Annotated in this window: 17 protein-coding genes; 12 read left to right on the top strand and 5 right to left on the bottom strand. The window is 71.0% G+C overall.

Annotation, left to right across the window (positions count from 1 at the left end):
- Positions 1–7: 7 nt before the first annotated feature.
- On the top strand, positions 8–190 hold the full coding sequence (locus AB0C82_RS23875; RefSeq protein ID WP_362845456.1) for a hypothetical protein: 183 nt from the start codon (positions 8–10) through the stop codon (positions 188–190).
- A 172-nt stretch (positions 191–362) separates the two neighbouring features.
- Here AB0C82_RS23875 and AB0C82_RS23870 read toward each other — a convergent pair whose 3' ends face one another.
- Complete coding sequence (locus tag AB0C82_RS23870) at positions 363–1,316, bottom strand: hypothetical protein (protein WP_362845454.1); 954 nt, start codon at positions 1,314–1,316, stop codon at positions 363–365.
- A gap of 233 nt (positions 1,317–1,549) precedes the next feature.
- Here AB0C82_RS23870 and AB0C82_RS23865 point away from each other — a divergent pair, with 233 nt between their 5' ends.
- Positions 1,550–2,455 (top strand): oxygenase MpaB family protein, encoded by a 906-nt coding sequence (locus AB0C82_RS23865; protein ID WP_362845452.1) that lies wholly within the window; start codon positions 1,550–1,552, stop codon positions 2,453–2,455.
- On the opposite strand, the gene AB0C82_RS23860 is transcribed toward AB0C82_RS23865, so the two are convergent.
- A complete protein-coding gene (locus AB0C82_RS23860; protein ID WP_362845450.1) occupies positions 2,435–2,965 on the bottom strand; it encodes a PadR family transcriptional regulator in 531 nt (176 codons plus the stop codon). The two genes, AB0C82_RS23865 and AB0C82_RS23860, sit on opposite strands and share 21 nt — an antisense overlap.
- A 142-nt stretch (positions 2,966–3,107) precedes the next feature.
- Here AB0C82_RS23860 and AB0C82_RS23855 point away from each other — a divergent pair, with 142 nt between their 5' ends.
- Complete coding sequence (locus AB0C82_RS23855; protein WP_362845448.1) at positions 3,108–3,881, top strand: alpha/beta fold hydrolase; 774 nt, start codon at positions 3,108–3,110, stop codon at positions 3,879–3,881.
- A gap of 12 nt (positions 3,882–3,893) precedes the next feature.
- Here AB0C82_RS23855 and AB0C82_RS23850 read toward each other — a convergent pair whose 3' ends face one another.
- Positions 3,894–4,493 (bottom strand): class I SAM-dependent methyltransferase, encoded by a 600-nt coding sequence (locus tag AB0C82_RS23850; RefSeq protein WP_362845446.1) that lies wholly within the window; start codon positions 4,491–4,493, stop codon positions 3,894–3,896.
- A gap of 161 nt (positions 4,494–4,654) precedes the next feature.
- On the opposite strand from AB0C82_RS23850, the gene AB0C82_RS23845 reads away from it, so the two are divergent.
- The 5 genes from AB0C82_RS23845 to AB0C82_RS23825 all read left to right on the top strand — a co-directional run bounded on the left by AB0C82_RS23845 (position 4,655) and on the right by AB0C82_RS23825 (position 10,059).
- Positions 4,655–5,470: an MHYT domain-containing protein gene (locus tag AB0C82_RS23845; RefSeq protein WP_362845444.1), complete on the top strand. Its 816-nt coding sequence runs from the start codon at positions 4,655–4,657 to the stop codon at positions 5,468–5,470.
- A 101-nt stretch (positions 5,471–5,571) separates the two neighbouring features.
- A complete protein-coding gene (locus tag AB0C82_RS23840; RefSeq protein ID WP_362845442.1) occupies positions 5,572–8,232 on the top strand; it encodes a nitrate- and nitrite sensing domain-containing protein in 2,661 nt (886 codons plus the stop codon).
- The gene (locus AB0C82_RS23835) at positions 8,229–8,663 is read left to right on the top strand and encodes a roadblock/LC7 domain-containing protein (protein WP_362845440.1); all 435 of its coding nucleotides are present in this window, start codon (positions 8,229–8,231) and stop codon (positions 8,661–8,663) included. Before AB0C82_RS23840 ends, AB0C82_RS23835 begins: the two co-directional genes overlap by 4 nt.
- A gap of 54 nt (positions 8,664–8,717) precedes the next feature.
- Positions 8,718–9,158: a DUF742 domain-containing protein gene (locus AB0C82_RS23830; protein WP_362845947.1), complete on the top strand. Its 441-nt coding sequence runs from the start codon at positions 8,718–8,720 to the stop codon at positions 9,156–9,158.
- Positions 9,159–9,432: 274 nt separating this feature from the next.
- Positions 9,433–10,059: an ATP/GTP-binding protein gene (locus tag AB0C82_RS23825; protein WP_362845438.1), complete on the top strand. Its 627-nt coding sequence runs from the start codon at positions 9,433–9,435 to the stop codon at positions 10,057–10,059.
- 69 nt (positions 10,060–10,128) lie between these two features.
- Here AB0C82_RS23825 and AB0C82_RS23820 read toward each other — a convergent pair whose 3' ends face one another.
- Positions 10,129–10,557, bottom strand: a complete 429-nt coding sequence (locus AB0C82_RS23820) for a PPOX class F420-dependent oxidoreductase (protein ID WP_362845436.1) — start codon at positions 10,555–10,557, stop codon at positions 10,129–10,131.
- 133 nt (positions 10,558–10,690) lie between these two features.
- On the opposite strand from AB0C82_RS23820, the gene AB0C82_RS23815 reads away from it, so the two are divergent.
- The 4 genes from AB0C82_RS23815 (at position 10,691) to AB0C82_RS23800 (ending at position 13,976) form a co-directional block, all read left to right on the top strand.
- The gene (locus AB0C82_RS23815; RefSeq protein ID WP_362845434.1) at positions 10,691–11,104 is read left to right on the top strand and encodes a roadblock/LC7 domain-containing protein; all 414 of its coding nucleotides are present in this window, start codon (positions 10,691–10,693) and stop codon (positions 11,102–11,104) included.
- Positions 11,105–11,247: 143 nt separating this feature from the next.
- Positions 11,248–12,291 carry a DUF6397 family protein gene (locus tag AB0C82_RS23810; RefSeq protein WP_362845432.1) on the top strand — a complete coding sequence of 348 codons (1,044 nt, stop codon included), beginning with the start codon at positions 11,248–11,250 and terminating at the stop codon, positions 12,289–12,291.
- Between the two features lie 18 nt (positions 12,292–12,309).
- Positions 12,310–12,798 carry a GNAT family N-acetyltransferase gene (locus tag AB0C82_RS23805; protein WP_362845430.1) on the top strand — a complete coding sequence of 163 codons (489 nt, stop codon included), beginning with the start codon at positions 12,310–12,312 and terminating at the stop codon, positions 12,796–12,798.
- A gap of 119 nt (positions 12,799–12,917) precedes the next feature.
- Positions 12,918–13,976, top strand: coding sequence for an enoyl-CoA hydratase/isomerase family protein (locus AB0C82_RS23800; protein WP_362845428.1), 1,059 nt, complete (start codon positions 12,918–12,920; stop codon positions 13,974–13,976).
- Positions 13,977–13,989: 13 nt separating this feature from the next.
- Here the strand turns inward: AB0C82_RS23800 and AB0C82_RS23795 are convergent, their stop codons facing one another.
- Positions 13,990–15,468, bottom strand: a complete 1,479-nt coding sequence (locus AB0C82_RS23795; RefSeq protein WP_362845426.1) for a rhamnulokinase family protein — start codon at positions 15,466–15,468, stop codon at positions 13,990–13,992.
- Positions 15,469–15,475 lie beyond the last annotated feature (7 nt).

The following is a 15,475-nucleotide window of genomic DNA, read 5'->3' as shown; positions in this document are numbered from 1 at the left end:
CAGGACCATGTCCAACGGTGCAAAGATCGCTCTCGGTGGAGTTCTCGCGGCAGCCGTCCTGTGGCCGCTCATCGGATTCTGGTGGGCCCTGCTCGTGCTGATCGGGGTGCCCGCCGTGGGGTATCTGATGCTCGATCCGTCCCAGCGACGCAGGCTCCGCAGGGCCGGCCGCAAGCAGATCGGCCGCTGACCCGCAGACGGCAGTTCACGATTCGGCGCCGCCCGTCCTACGGGTGGCGCCGAATCGCATACTCCGGAGCGGTCCGCCCTGCCTCTCCTGGCTCAGCCTGAGCGGTCCGGGAGGACGAAGCGGTTTCGGTGCTGCCTTGGGGCCGCTGCCCGGCTCCGACGAGAGGCGTTGCTCAGGCCGGCCGGAGGGCCATGCCATCGAGAGCCGTCAGCAGACCAGGCAGTTCGGGACCGCGTCCGATGGGCAGCACCTCACCCGGTTCCTCGTCCAACAGGGCGAAGGCGATGTCGTCGGTCCTCGCGACCAGCGACCATCCGGGACCGTCGACGCGCAAGGTGCGGGCCCCGCCCGGTGCGAACCCCGACCGAATGCGGCCGGGCGGTGGGGGATCGGCGATATAGGCCCGGGCCTCGTCCAGAACCCTCCGTACGCCGGGGTGACGGCCGGACGGCGCGGGACCGTCGCCCGCACCCTCGGGCCCGTCGGAGCCCTTCTGTCCGTCCTCGGACGCCTCCTGGTCGGGCCGCACATCCTCCGAGCCCTCCTGAGCGGGCGCGTCCTTCCGTCCCTGTTCGGTCTCCGCCTCCTCGGCGACGTCCTTCACAGACCGCCCGAACGCCGTCTCGTCGTCCACCTGCTCGCGCCACGCCGCCCACTGCGCGGCGACCTCGTCCGCGCCCTGGCGGCGCTGGGCGGGCCCCCAGGTCTGCGTGTCCGGGGGCGCCAGCGGAAGCGGCTCCTCGCCCTCGGCCTCGGGGTCGGGCAGCGGGTCGTGCGGGGCGGGGACATCCGGCGCGGCGACCGCGACCGCGAGCGGCCAGCCCGGCAGCGCGCAGACCACCGAGCGGTCGTCCGGCGAGAGGTCGTACTCCATGCCGCAGTCCCAGGAGGCGATCGCGACCGCGACCAGGGAGACGTCGTCGACGACCACGGTCCAGCGGGCCCCGCCGCCGTCCTGGCCCAGCACGAGGCCGTACCCCTCGGCGAACGGTTCGAGGGCCAGCGCGTCGCACGCGGCCACGTAGTCGTCACCGAGCACGCTGGGGAACTGCGCAGGCGTCAACAGCACCGCGGTCAGCACATACAGTGCGTCGTCATCGGCGACCGTGTCTTGCGTCCCGGCCACAGTGCCCTCCTCGTCCTGGTCATGGCTTGATCTGTCGGCCCGCACCTTAACCAGTCGGTAACCCCATCGTCGAGGCCCTGACGACCGGCCCGCCACCGGGGACAGCCGGCGGCGGGCCGGCGGAATGCGTGGCCCGGGGCCGGGTAGAGACGCTCAGGAGCGCACCGCGCGCGTGGCGACCGCTCCGCCCGTCTCCTCGTATGGTGGGCGTCCGGCCGACGACGGGGGACAGCATGGCGAAGCGGTACGACCGGCTCAAGGAGATCCAGCAGCTCGACCCGGAGCGGGACTTCCTGGAGATCTACCGGCTGACCGTGGCGTACGAGTTCCCCTGGGACGTCACGCGCGCCCTCGAACTCGCCCTCTACCGCACCTACGCGATCCCCAGCATCGGCCGACTCCTGGCCGCGACAGCGGAACTGACGGAGCGTTCGCAGAAGAGATACGACGACACCGCGCTGCTCCTGGACACCGTGGTCGAGCACGGATTCACCGGCGAGGCCGGGCGCACGGCCGTCCGGCGGATCAACCAGATGCACCGAAGTTACGACATCGGCAACGACGACATGCGTTATGTCCTGTGCACGTTCGTCGTCATGCCGAAGCGCTGGCTGGACACCTATGGATGGCGCAAACTGTCACGCCACGAGCTCACCGCCATCGCCGTCTACTACCGGACGCTCGGTGCCCATATGGGCATCAAGGACGTGCCCCGGACGTACGAGGACTTCGAGCGCACGCTCGACGCCTACGAGGACGCGCACTTCGGCTGGGACGAGGGCGGGCGCCAGGTGTCCGACGCCACCCTCGCGCTGATCGCCACCTGGTACCCCAGCCCTCTCGCCCGCGTCGTGCGCGGTGCCGTCCTCGCCCTCCTGGACGACCCGCTGCTGCGTGCCTTCCGGTACGAGCGGCCGGGGCGCGTCGCCCGGAGGCTGACCCGCGGCGCACTCCGCCTGCGGGCCCGGGTCGTACGCCTCCTGCCGCCCCGCTCCACGGCGCACTACGCACGCCAGAACCCGGAGATCAAGGGATATCCGGACGGCTACGAGGTGGCCGCACTCGGCACGTTCCCCGTCCCGGGCGTCCGCGGCTGCCCGGCCGCGCACGTACGCGGGTCAGACGCTCCGGCCGAGTGACTCCAGGGTGGCGCGCAGCCACCGCAGTTCCGCCTCGCTGGTCGCCCGGGCGATGGTGAGGATGCCCCGCCGGAACGGATCGTCCACCTCCTCCGCGCGCAGCGGCCGGTCACCCTCGTAGAAGAAGCTCGCGGGCTCCTCCAGGAACTCCAGCCGCTGCCGCAGGACAGCCGCCTGCGCCGCGGGGTCCTGCAGATGGCGGAGGAACGCCAGGATGCCGAACCAGCGGTTCTCGTCGGTGATGTCGCCGCGCGCGGGCTGCGCGAGCCGCCGGAGCAGCTCCGCCCTGCCCTCGTCCGTCAGGGTGAGCTCATGGCGGGGGGCCGCTGTCGCGCCCGGTCGGGTCTCGCGGACCAGCAGACCCGACTTCTCCAGCCGTTTGATCGCCGGATAGAGCGTGCTCTCCGCGACCGGCCGCACGTGCCCGGTGAGGGCCGTGATGCGTTTGCGCAGCTCGTAGCCGTGCAGAGGGGCGGCGTACAGAAATCCGAGGATGGCGAGCTCCAGCATGGCCGCATTCTGCCGCACGCCGACGTACAGCGATTGCGTGATACATCGATGGCGGAATACATCGGCACCGATGTATGGTCGGGTCCTGCCGCGGACGGTGCGAGCGGCGGACCCGGTGGAGCGAGGGCGGAGGAGCGGGCTGATGAACGAGGCGAAGTTCGACGAGCACGGCAGCAGGATCCGGTGGACGGAGTCGGGGAAGAGCCCGGACCGCGACGGAACGGCGACGGTCTACGTGCACGGACTCGGCGCGATGTCCGCCGCGTACCACGCCCATATCGCCGCCGACCCGGCGCTCGCGGGGCGTAGGTCACTCTTCGTCGACCTGCCGGGGCACGGAACCAGTGACCGTCCGGCGGACTTCGGGTACACCCTGGAGGACCATGCCGGCGCGCTGGCAGTCGTCCTGGACGAAGCGGGCGTGCGGGGCGCGGAGCTCGTCGGCCACAGCATGGGCGGAGCGGTGGCCGTCGTGCTGGCCCACCGCCGGCCCGACCTGGTCGCACGTCTGGTGCTGACCGAGGCCAACCTCGATCCCGCTCCGCCGGCGACGAGCGGGAGCAGCGGCATCGGTTCGTGGACGGAGGAAGCCTTCGTGTACGGCGGAGGCTTCGCCCGGGTTCTGGAGCGGGTGAGTCCCTTGTGGGCCGCGACCATGCGGCTCACGGACCCGCTCGCACTGCACCGCAGCGCGGTCGGGCTGATCCGTGGCACGGAGCCCACCATGCGCCGGATGCTCATGGAGTCGACGGCGGAGCGGACCTATCTGCAGGGAGCTCTGAGCGGTGAACTACCGGGCGCCGACGAACTGATGGACTCCGGAGTCAGAGTGCTCACCGTTCCGGGCGCGGCGCACTGCGTCATGTTCGACCGGCCCGCCGCGCTGGTGGCAGCCATGGCCGCGCGCCGTGAGTGAGGTGTGGCCGGGTCAGTCCACGCGTACGGCACGCACGAGGAATCGCTCGTCCTCGTCGACGTAGGTGCTCAGGCGCCATCCCGAGCCGGCGAGCAGGGGGCGCAGGACGGGCTCGGCCCGCAGGTCGTCGTCGGTGAGCGCCCGGCCGTGCCGTGCCGCGAGCGCGGCGCGGCCGACCGGATGGAAGAGGGCCAGCTGACCACCGGGCCGCACCACGCGCGCCAGCTCCAGCAGGGCCGGTCCGGGGTGCGTGAGGTGGGAGACGAGGCCCGCCGCGAACACCGCGTCGAGCACTCCCTCCCGCAGCGGCAGTCGTTCGGCGTCGGCGAGGAGCAGGGCGCCACTGCGGTCACGTCCGGCGCGAACAGCGGTCTCCAGCATGGCGGGTGTGAGATCCACGCCCAGAACGGTGCCCCCAGGGCCCACTGCCTCGCGCAGGGCGGCCAGGGCGCGCCCCGTACCGCAGCCCGCGTCGAGTACCGCGTCGCCGTGCCGCAGTCCGAGGGCCTCGACGGCGGCCGCGTACGCAGGTCCGTCGTCCGGAAAACGGCTGTCCCAGTCGGCGGCCCGGACGGTGAAGAATTCCTGTACGTGTGTGCGGTCATCGGCCATACGGACGTGATTGCGCAGTCCGAATCTGAACGAGACGACAAGCAACGGCGTGCATGTTCGCGCGTTGCCTGATCGTTCGGGAACATCTCTCTGTCATATTCCATCAGCTTTCGAACTGAGCCCCCGTCGGGCGCCCCCTATCGGACTAACGTCCCCGATTTATGGGACATCTGGATCACGCCACCTTCGGCTGGCTGACACCCGCGCTGTCGTACGCGATGGCATCCATCGGAGCCGCGCTCGGGCTGCGCTGCACCGTGCGTGCGCTGAACACGAACGGACCGTCGCGGCGCAACTGGCTGCTCACGGCCGCCTCCGCCATCGGCACGGGCATCTGGACGATGCACTTCGTCGCGATGCTCGGATTCGGCGTCACGGGCACGGAGATCCGCTACAACGTGCCCCTCACCCTGCTCAGCCTGCTGATCGCCATGGTCATGGTCGGGGCGGGCGTCTTCGCCGTCGGCTACGGCCGAGGCCGGCCCCAGGCGCTGCTGATCGGAGGGCTCACCACCGGCCTCGGCGTCGCCTCCATGCACTACATCGGCATGGCAGCCCTACGACTGCACGGCACGATCCGCTACGACCCGCTCATGGTGACGCTCTCCGTCGTGATCGCCGTCGTCGCGGCCACCGCCGCCCTGTGGGCCGCCGTCAACATCAAGACACCGGGCGCCGTCGCCCTCGCCTCGCTCGTCATGGGGGCAGCGGTGAGCAGCATGCACTACACCGGGATGTTCGCCGTCGACGTCGGTGTCGTCCCGTCGGGAGGCCGGCTGCCCGGCGCCACGGTCATGCAGTTCATCTTCCCGCTCGCCGTCGGCCTCGGCTCCTACCTCTTCCTCACCTCCGCCTTCGTCGCCCTCTCGCCGACGGTGCGGGAGCGCGCCGCCTACGTCTCCGCCGAACGGTCCGGCGCGCGTCCATCCGACTCCCTGCGCAATCCGACGGAGGCGCAGGCCGCCCCGTCCCCCTGACATACCCGCCCGCTCCCGACCGCCCGTATCCGCTTCCCCCGAAGGCGGACGCGGCACCCGCACCACGCGTCACACAGAGCTCACACCGGAACGAGGAGGCCATGCGCCAACCCCGCACGACCCCGGAGAACGGCCCGCCCGCCGACCGGTCCGCGCCACCGACGCGAGGACGGCGCGCGCACGCAGGGCCGCCGGCAGACGAACGCCATGAGCGGGAGGCATGGGCGCACGCGTCCGAGGAACAGACCGAGTCACGTCGGCTGTCCCTGCGCCCCCGGACCGTACGGGCCAAGATCATCTCGCTGCTCATGGTGCCCGTCGTCTCCCTGCTCGCCCTGTGGGGCTTCGCCACGGTCACCACGGCCCAGGACGTGGCCCGCCTGCGTCAGTCGCAGCGCGTGGACTCCACCGTGCGGGGGCCCGTGTCGGGAGCGGTCGAGGCGCTGCAGGCGGAACGCAAGGCGGCACTGCGCCAGCTCGTCGCCCCCGACCAGGGGCACGCCGCCGAACTCCGGCAGCAGTCCCGGCGCACCGACACCGCACTCGCCGAACTCCGGCTCGGCGAGAACCACACGATCGCCGACGCGGGCGGACTCCCCGCCGGGGTCGCGGACCGGCTCACCACCTTCCTGGACCGATCCAGGCCGCTCGCCGCGCTGCGCGCCCGCCTGCTGAGCCCGCCCAGGGACGGAACCCGCGACAAGGAAGCCGAACAGGAAGCCGCGTACACGCAGTACACCGAGACCATCACCGCGGCGTTCGGTGTATCGGGTGCGCTGACCGGCGTCCAGGACTCCGACCTCGGCTCCGACGCCCGGGTCCTCCTCGAACTGAGCCGGGCCGGCGAGATGCTGGCCCGCGAAGACGCGCTGCTCGCCACATCGGCCCTCACCGGCGCCCTCGACGGCCTGGCGCTCCGCCGTTTCACAGGAGCCGTCGAGAGCCGCCGGAGCCTCGCCGACTCGGCCGGCGCCGACCTTCCCGCCGCCGCGGGCCGGACATGGCGGTCCCTCACCGGCCAGGACGCGTACCGCGGCATCCAGGCGGCCGAGGAGAAGGTGCTGGCCGCCCGGTCCGGCCGCAAGGCCGCACAGGCGGTACCCGCCGACTGGGGAAGGGACGCCGAAACCGTACGGGGCGAACTCCGCGCGATCGAGACGGGCGCCGCGCGCCTCGCGGCCCACCGCGCAGATCCGCTGGCGGGCGGACTCCTGAGCCCCGCCGGTGCGGCCGTCCTCTTCGGGTTCGTCGCCGTGGCCGCCTCGCTCGTCATCTCCGTACGCATCGGCCGGGCGCTCGTCGTCGAACTCGTGAGCCTGCGCAACAGCGCCCTGGAGATCGCCCGGCGCAAACTTCCGCATGCCATGCAGCGCCTGCGGGAGGGCGAAGAACTCGACATCGAGGCCGAGGCACCGCCGGGACGGTCCACGAACGACGAGATCGGCCAGGTCGGCGAGGCGCTCGACACCGTCCACCGCGCCGCGCTCAGCGCCGCCGTCGAACGCGCCGAACTCGCGAGCGGCATCTCCGGCGTCTTCGTCAACCTCGCCCGCCGCAGCCAGGTCCTCGTCCACCGCCAGCTCAACCTGCTGGACGGCATGGAGCGCCGTGCCGAGGACCCCAACGAACTCGGCGACCTCTTCCGGCTCGACCACCTGACCACCCGTATGCGCCGGCATGCCGAGAGCCTGATCATCCTCTCGGGATCGGCCCCCGGACGCGCCTGGCGGATGCCGGTCCCGCTGACCAACGTCGTACGCGCTGCCGTCTCCGAGATCGAGGACTACGCGCGCGTCGAGGTACGTCAGCTGCCCGACGCGGCGGTGAAGGGCGACGCCGTCGCCGACCTGACCCATCTGCTCGCCGAACTCATCGAGAACGCCGCACAGTTCTCGCCACCGCACACCAAGGTCCGGATCAGTGGCGAACCCGTGGGCAACGGCTACGCGCTGGAGATCGAGGACCGGGGGCTCGGCATGGGCGGCGAACTGCTCGCCCAGGCCAACCGGAGGATCGAACAGTCCGAGACCCTCGACCTCTTCGACAGCGACCGGCTGGGCCTCTTCGTCGTGAGCCGTCTCTCGGCCCGCCACCACATCAAGGTCAAGCTGCGCACCTCGCCGTACGGAGGGACGACCGCTGTGGTCCTGGTGCCGACCGCCCTGCTGCCGAGCGAACTGCCCGCGGGCGAGAAGCCCGCCGCGGCGGACACCGGACCGGTGGCGGCGACGGCGGGCCGGAACGACGCGGAGTTGCCGGACCCACGCCCGAGGCGCCCGCGCGCCACCGCGTTCCCCGCCCCGGTCGCCGTCCCCGCCATCGAGTCCGCACCGGACCCACGGTCGGCGCCCGTCACCAGCCTGCGCCGGCGTCAGCGCCCGAGAACGGCGGAGGAGGCCAAGCCGGCACGCCCGCGCTTCACCGACCGGCCGGACCGAGCCCCTCGCGCTCCGCTCACCCACACTCCGGAGGTGACGGACGGGGACGACGAGAGTGACCTGCCCCGTCGTGTACGGCAGGCCAGCCTCGTACCCCAACTGCGCGAGGAGCCACGCCCCGAGCCGCCCCGGGAGGGTACCGACGGAGCGTCCTCTCCCGCCGAGCGCACCCCGGAGCAGGCCCGCGACCGCATGACCGCCTACCGCGACGGATGGGTCCGCGGTGGTGGCCCCGCCCCCGGACACAAGGCCTCGCACACCGCCCCCGCTCGACCCCGGCCGCACACCGGACCCCACCACCCCGTCGAAGGAGACCAGGCATGACCGTGAACGAATGGACGGCGGGGTCGCGGCGCTCCGGCGAGCTCGACTGGCTGCTGGACGACATGGTGACGAGGGTCGGGGAGGTACGGCACGTCGTCGTGCTCTCCAGCGACGGCCTCGCCGTCGGTGCCTCCAGCGCGCTGAGCCGTGAGGACGCCGAGCACCTCGCGGCGGTGGCCTCCGGCTTCCACAGCCTCGCCAAGGGGGCCGGCCGGCACTTCGGGGCCGGGGGAGTGCGCCAGACGATGGTCGAGATGGACGACGGTTTCCTCTTCGTGGCCGCGGCCGGGGACGGCTCGTGCCTCGCGGTGCTGAGCACCGCCGCCGCCGACATCGGACTGGTGGCGTACGAGATGGCACGTCTCGTCAAACGGGTCGGCGAGCACCTGCGGACCCCGCCGCGGCTCGTCGGGCCCCGCACGGCGGGCTGACGGGACGGAGACATGAGCATGACCGAGGAACCCGACCGCTCGAAGGCACCCCGTATGCCCCTCGGGGCCCACGCCCGCTACCCGTCGCGCGAGAAGGCCGACGAGGAGGCCGTGCCGGGCAGCCAGTGGTACGACGCCGAAGCGGGCCCGCTCGTCCGTCCGTACGCGATGACCGGAGGCCGTACCGATCCCGGGCCCAGCGGGGTGCGTTTCGACCTGATCGCACTCGTGGACATCGCCGACACCACTCCCGGCCGGGCCGACGAGTCCCTTCTCGGCCCCGAGCACCGGGCGATGCTCACGCTGTGCCGCAGCGAGACGCAGTCGGTCGCCGAACTCGCCGCCGACGCCGACCTGCCGGTCGGCGTGGTGCGGGTGCTGCTCGGCGACCTGCTCGAAGCGGGTCACGTGCGGGTCAGTCGCCCCGTACCGCCCGCACAGCTGCCCAACGAGCGGATTCTGCGCGAGGTGATCGACGGCCTCCGGGCACTGTGAGCACCGCGTCCGACTGGCGAGAAGTCGACCCTCTGGTTTCGGACATCCAGATTCGAATTACGACCACATATGAGCAACGCGCGACCTTCGGTCGATCAAAACCGATCACCCCCTTCGGGGCGGGTCACTTGCTTGCCATGCTGTGCGCGTACCGAGGCCCGCTCCTTCCGCTGCTGCTGTCGTACTGATACCCGAAGACACTCGACCGAGCTCCACAAGATGGCGTTGACCAGCACTTCCGCATCTTGAGGCTCATGCGTGAGAGAAGTGATCGATGCCCCCCGAGCACGTGGGAAACGCTGACAGTGCGGGTGGCGAGGAAGGCGGCGAGTCCACCGCCCTCGCCCTGAAGATTCTGGTCGCCGGCGGATTCGGGGTCGGCAAGACCACCCTGGTCGGCGCCGTCAGCGAGATTCGGCCACTGAGGACCGAGGAGCTGCTCAGTGAAGCCGGACAGACGGTCGACGACACCGGTGGTGTCGACCAGAAGACCACCACGACCGTCGCCATGGACTTCGGCCGCATCACCATCAGATCCGGTCTGTCGCTCTACCTGTTCGGCACACCGGGGCAGGACCGCTTCTGGTTCCTGTGGGACGAGCTGTCGCAGGGCGCGCTGGGTGCGGTGGTCCTCGCCGACACCAGGCGCCTGGAGGACTGCTTTCCGGCCGTCGACTACTTCGAGCACCGCCACATCCCGTTCGTCGTCGCCGTGAACTGTTTCCCGGGCGCCCGCACCTATGGGGCGCAGGATGTGTCGCGGGCTCTGGACCTCGATCAGGGAACGCCGGTCGTGCTGTGCGACGCGCGCGACCGCGACTCCGGAAAGGAAGTCCTGATCCGCATGGTCGAGTACGCCGGGCGGATGCACACGGCCCGCCTTCTCGACTCCGTGGGTTAGGTTCACCCGTCCGGATCGTGCCCGATCCGGACGCGTACCTTCGGTTCCGAGCGCGGCGAAGGGCTGCCGTCAGTCGGCGACGGCGGCCATCGCCAGCACCTTGTCCACGCGGACGCGCACGACGAGTTCGCCGGGCACGCCGTTGCGCTCGCCGAACTCCTCCGCCGCTTCCCGGCCCATGTAGCGAGCCGCGATCCGGGTCGCCCAGTGCCGCAGCTCGGCGGGGTCCTCGCTCAGCTCGACATGCCCCTGGAGCACGACGAACGCGAAAGGCGGACGGTCGTCGTCGACGCACACCGCCACCCGCCCGTCACGGGCCAGATTGCGTCCTTTCACGCTTTTCTTACCGGTGTTGAAGACGAGGTCGTCACCGTCGAGCAGAAACCAGACGGGAGCGATGTGAGGGCTTCCGTCGGCCCGAACCGTCGACACCTTGCCTGTGCGTGTGCCCTGTGAAACGAAGGAATGCCACGCGTCCTGGGTCATGTGGTGTGCCATGGAGTCATCTTGGGACCGGGAAAGGTGTGGCGCGAAGAGGCGCCCCGGTGAACGGGAGACGCTTGCCCGTAGGGGAGCGGTAGGCAAGGCTTACGCGCGATGTGGGGAACGTATGAGCGGGGAGGACGAACGCATGGCGTTGGACCGGGGACTTGACTGGCTCCTTGACGACCTGACCGGCCGGGTGGAGCACGTACGGCACGCACTGGTGCTGTCCAACGACGGGCTCGTGACCGGAGCGAGCACGGGACTGGCACGCGAGGACGCGGAACACCTCGCAGCGGTGTCGTCGGGTCTGCACAGCCTGGCCCGTGGATCGGGACGGCACTTCAGGGCCGGACGCGCGCGGCAGACCATGGTGGAGTTCGACGAGGCGTTGCTGTTCGTGACGGCCGCGGGCGAAGGAAGCTGCCTGTGCGTACTGAGCGCCGCGGAGGCGGATGTCGGCCAGGTCGCCTACGAGATGACTCTGCTCGTGAACCGGGTGGGCGAGCATCTCGGGGTGGCGACCCGTAACGGGAGCGTTGGCGGCCCTCAGCGCCTCTGACCTGTGACTATTCCTGTGCGGTCTGTCGGTTCTCCGTAAGCCCTCCGTTCGGCCCGGAAGTTATCCACAGGCCGAACGGGGAGAGTCCCCTCCGGGCTACTTTGGTCACACAGAGTATTCGAGCCTCACGGGGGAGGACAGTCATGGCCCTTACGGAAACTACGCGCGGACACGCCGCAGGGAGTGTCGTTGACGCCGAGGCGGGCGTCGCGTCCACGGTGGCCGCGAGCCGTGCGGCGCAGCAACTGGAGCTGAGGCGAGGTGAGTTCGAGCTGGCCGTGCATCTCGGGCTGATCGGCGTGATCGCGGGACACGGCGGCGGGCGGCCCAGGGTCTCCCGCGAGGAGATCGCTCGCCTGCGGGCGCAGCCCGGCTTTCCTGAAGCGCTGCGTGACCGGGTGCGGACGGTGGGGACGGCGGAGGCGGCCGGCCTGCTCGGAATCAGTCCGGTCCGCGTCACGCGCCTGGCCCGGGTGGGCTGCCTCTCGCCGGTCTCGTTCTACCTCAATCGCTACCGCGTGGTGGTGTGGCTCTATCTCGCCGAGGACGTCGCCCGCTTCGCCAGGCGGGAGCCCGGGCTCCTGGCCGGCAGGAGTCCGGTCGGGATGCGCACGATGCTGGAGGCAGGCATCGACTGGCGGGCGCGCAACTGGCGATCGGGCAGGATCGACAGGCTGCTGAGCAGCACCGAGGACTCGTGGGTGCGTGCCTCGGTGCAGGCTTCCGCGCTCGATGCGGTGCAGCTGGCGGAGGTGGTCGACGATCCGTACGAGCGCGCCCATCTCGCCAGGGTCAGGCCGGAGCCGGTGTTCGGACGCCCGGGTTCGGTCAGCGGGCGCGAAATCATGGCGCAGTTGATGCTCGCCGACGATCCGGACGAGATCCTGTGGCGTCGGGTCAATCTCACTCTGGAGCTCGACCGGGCACGGGAGACCAGGGCCGCCCCACGTCCGGGGGAGGACCGCGTCGGCCGACGTGCACCGGGGCGGGCGGATCTGCCGGCGGAGGTGGCAGGACCGGCAGCGCGGCGGGCGCCGGCGGAGATGGCATCTTCGGAGCCGGTCACCGAACGGGCCTCAGGGCCAGGCCTGTTGGCCCGGCTGGGGCTGCGCAGGCGCGTGACCTCGCCGGAAGCCGCCCTGGCAGCCGCCGCTCCCACGGGAAAAAATTCGCGGCCGACGAAGTGAACGGGCATTGTGTTCCCCATGTTGATCAGGGAAGCCACTACCGAGGACTGGGCCGCGATCTGGCCGTTCTTCCACGAGATCGTCGCCGCGGGCGAGACGTTCACCTACCCCGTCGGCCTTTCCCGGGACGACGCACGGGAGTGGTGGCTCGTGCAGGCGCCGAGCCGTGCCGTGGTCGCCGTCGACGACTCCGGGGCCGTCCTCGGCACGGCCAAGATGAACCGCAACCACATGGGGAACGGCTCGCACATCGCCAGCGCCAGCTACATGGTCGACCCCGCCCATTCGGGCAAGGGCGTAGGCCGTGCCCTGTGCGAGTACAGCGTGGACTGGGCCCGCGCCGCGGGCTTCCGGGCGATGCAGTTCAACGCCGTCGTCGAGACGAACGTCCACGCCGTGCGTCTCTACCGGTCGCTCGGTTTCGAGGTGCTGGGGACACTGCCCGAGGGCTTCAACCATCCGGTCAAGGGATATGTCGGGCTGCACATCATGCACAAGGCACTCTGAATCGCGGCGCGAGGCGGTCACCCGCTGTCCGGGCCCGGTGACCGCCGTCGCAGAATGACCGGGAGAGATCGTCCACGGCGGGCGGAAGACACGCCCAGGCCCTGACCGGGAGCGCACAGATGAACGACGACACCGTCCTGCTGGACACCGAAGGCCGCATCCTGCACATCACGCTCAACCGGCCCCGGGCTCTCAACGCCCTGACCCACGCCATGGTGCGGCTCGTGGACGAAGGCCTGACCGCCGCCGAACAGGACGAAGCGGTGGTCGCGGTAGTGATCAGCGGGGCAGGGGAGCGGGGACTGTGCGCCGGAGGGGACATCCGGTCCATCCATGACGACGCACGTGCCGGAGGCGAGGCCTCCCTGATGTTCTGGCGCGACGAATACCACCTCAACGCCCGCATCGCCCGATTCCCCAAGCCGTACGTCGCACTCATGGACGGCATCGTGATGGGTGGCGGCGTGGGCGTCTCGGCCCACGGCGATGTCCGCGTCGTCACGGAGCGCTCCCGTGTCGCCATGCCCGAGACGGGCATCGGCTTCGTCCCCGACGTGGGCGGCACCCGCCTCCTGGCGGCGGCGCCCGGCGAGCTCGGTACCCATCTGGCACTCACCGGGCAGGCCGTCGGCGCGGCGGACGCAGTGCTGTGCGGGCTCGCCGACCACTTCGTCCCCTCGGAGCGGCTGCCCGCACTCACCGAGGCACTCGCCGGGAGCAACCACCCCGACGACGTGGTGCCGACGGTGCTGCGCTTCGCGTCCGATGCGCCCGAAGGCGAACTCGATACCCACCGCGCATGGATCGACACCTGCTACGCCGCCGACACCGTCGAGGAGATCATCGACCGGCTCAACGCCAGCGGTGTGACCGCCGCGAAGGAGACCGCCGAGGTACTTCTCGCCAAATCACCCACCGCCCTCAAGGTGACACTGGCCGCCGTACGCCGGGCCGGTCGCCTCGACAGCCTGGAAGCCGCGCTCGCCCAGGAGTACCGCGTCTCCTGCCGGGCCTTCACCGCACCCGACCTCGTGGAGGGCGTACGCGCACAGATCATCGACAAGGACCGGAACCCCAGGTGGCAGCCCGCCGCGCTCGCGGACGTCGCCGAAGCCGACGTCGCCCGCTACTTCGCGCCGCTCGGCGACCAGGAACTGGGCCTCGTCACTCCCGCGTAGAGGACAGGGCCGCTCAACGGGCCTCCAGCCGCGCCGCCGCACGGGTCCATTCCCGCCGATCGCCCCGGGGCGTGTAGTGGCGCAGGTCCTGCGTACGGGCGACCAGCCGGCGCATGTCGGCCAGGTCGCCCACCAGCCCATGAGCCCGGGCCTGGAGCAGGACGTTGCCCAGAGCCGTCGCCTCGGCAGGCCCGGCCGTCACCGGCAGACCGGTCGCGTCGGCGGTCCACTGGCACAACAGCTCGTTGCGTGAACCACCACCGACCAGATGGATGCGGGTCACTTCGCGTCCCGCCAGCTCCGCGGCCTGCGACAGGGTCCGGTGATGCGCAAGCGCCAGGCTCTCCAGCACACAGCGCACATAGCCGCCGAGGCTGTCCGGCGGTGTCTGCCCGGTCCGCAGGAGGAAGGAGTCGATCCGGGCCGGCATGTCACCCGGAGCCAGGAAGTCCGCGTCGTCCGGGTCCAGAATCGCGGCGAAGGGCCGCGCCCTCGCCGCGTCGGCGAGCAGTTGCGCCAGGCCCGGAGCAGTACCCTCCCGTTCCCAGGCACGCCGGCACTCCTCAAGCAGCCACATGCCCATGATGTTGCGGAGATATCGGACCGTCCCGTCGACCCCGCGCTCATTGGTGAAGTTCGCCGCCCGGGAGCGGTCGGACAGAACCGGCGCGCCGAGTTCGAGCCCGGCCAGGGACCAGGTGCCGCACGAGACGTACGCGAAACCGGGCTCGGAAGCCGGTACGGCGGCGACCGCCGAAGCCGTGTCGTGCGAGGCGACCGTCGTGACCGGCGTGTCCGAGGGCAGCCCCGTGAACTCCGCTACGTGCGGCAGCAGCGTCCCCGCGGGGTCGCCCGGTTCGCGCAGCGGAGGGAACAGCGAACGCTCCAGCCCCAGCCGGCCGATCAACGCGTCGGACCATGTGCCGCTGCGCGCGTCGAAGAGACCGGTCGTGGAGGCGTTGGTGATCTCCGTACCCACCGAGCCGGTCAGCCAGTGGACCAGGAGGTCCGGCATCAGCAGAAGCTTCCGGGCCGCCCGCCACTGCGCCGTCGACCGGTGAGCCGTCAGTTGGAACAGCGTGTTGAAGGGAAGATGCTGCAGCCCATTCACCGCGTACAACTCCTGCGCGCCGCAGCGCGCGAGCACTCGCGCGGCGGCGGCGCCGTTGCGGCTGTCCCGGTAGTGGAACGGCAGCCCGAGCAAGGCCCCGTCGGCGTCGAGGAGCCCGTAGTCCACCGCCCAGGTGTCGATCCCGATGGATGTCACCGGGCCCTGCCGCCCCGCTGCACGCAGTCCGTCCAGCACACCCTGGTACAGGGCGAGTACGTCCCAGCGCAGCCCGTCGGGCAGCCGCACCGGAGTGTTGGGGAAGCGGTGTGCCTCGGTCAGCAGGAGGGTGTCGGGTCCGGCCCGGCCCGTGATGACCCGGCCGCTGGTGGCACCGAGGTCCACGGCGGCGAAGACCGCGTCGTGTCGTGAAGTCGCTGGCATCGCTCAA

Origin of the sequence: Streptomyces sp. NPDC048560 (assembly GCF_040650955.1) — a bacterium.
Classification (GTDB): Bacteria; Actinomycetota; Actinomycetes; order Streptomycetales; family Streptomycetaceae; genus Streptomyces.
The sequence above is the reverse complement of the archived record's forward strand: the minus strand, read 5'-3'. Positions and strand labels throughout refer to the sequence as shown.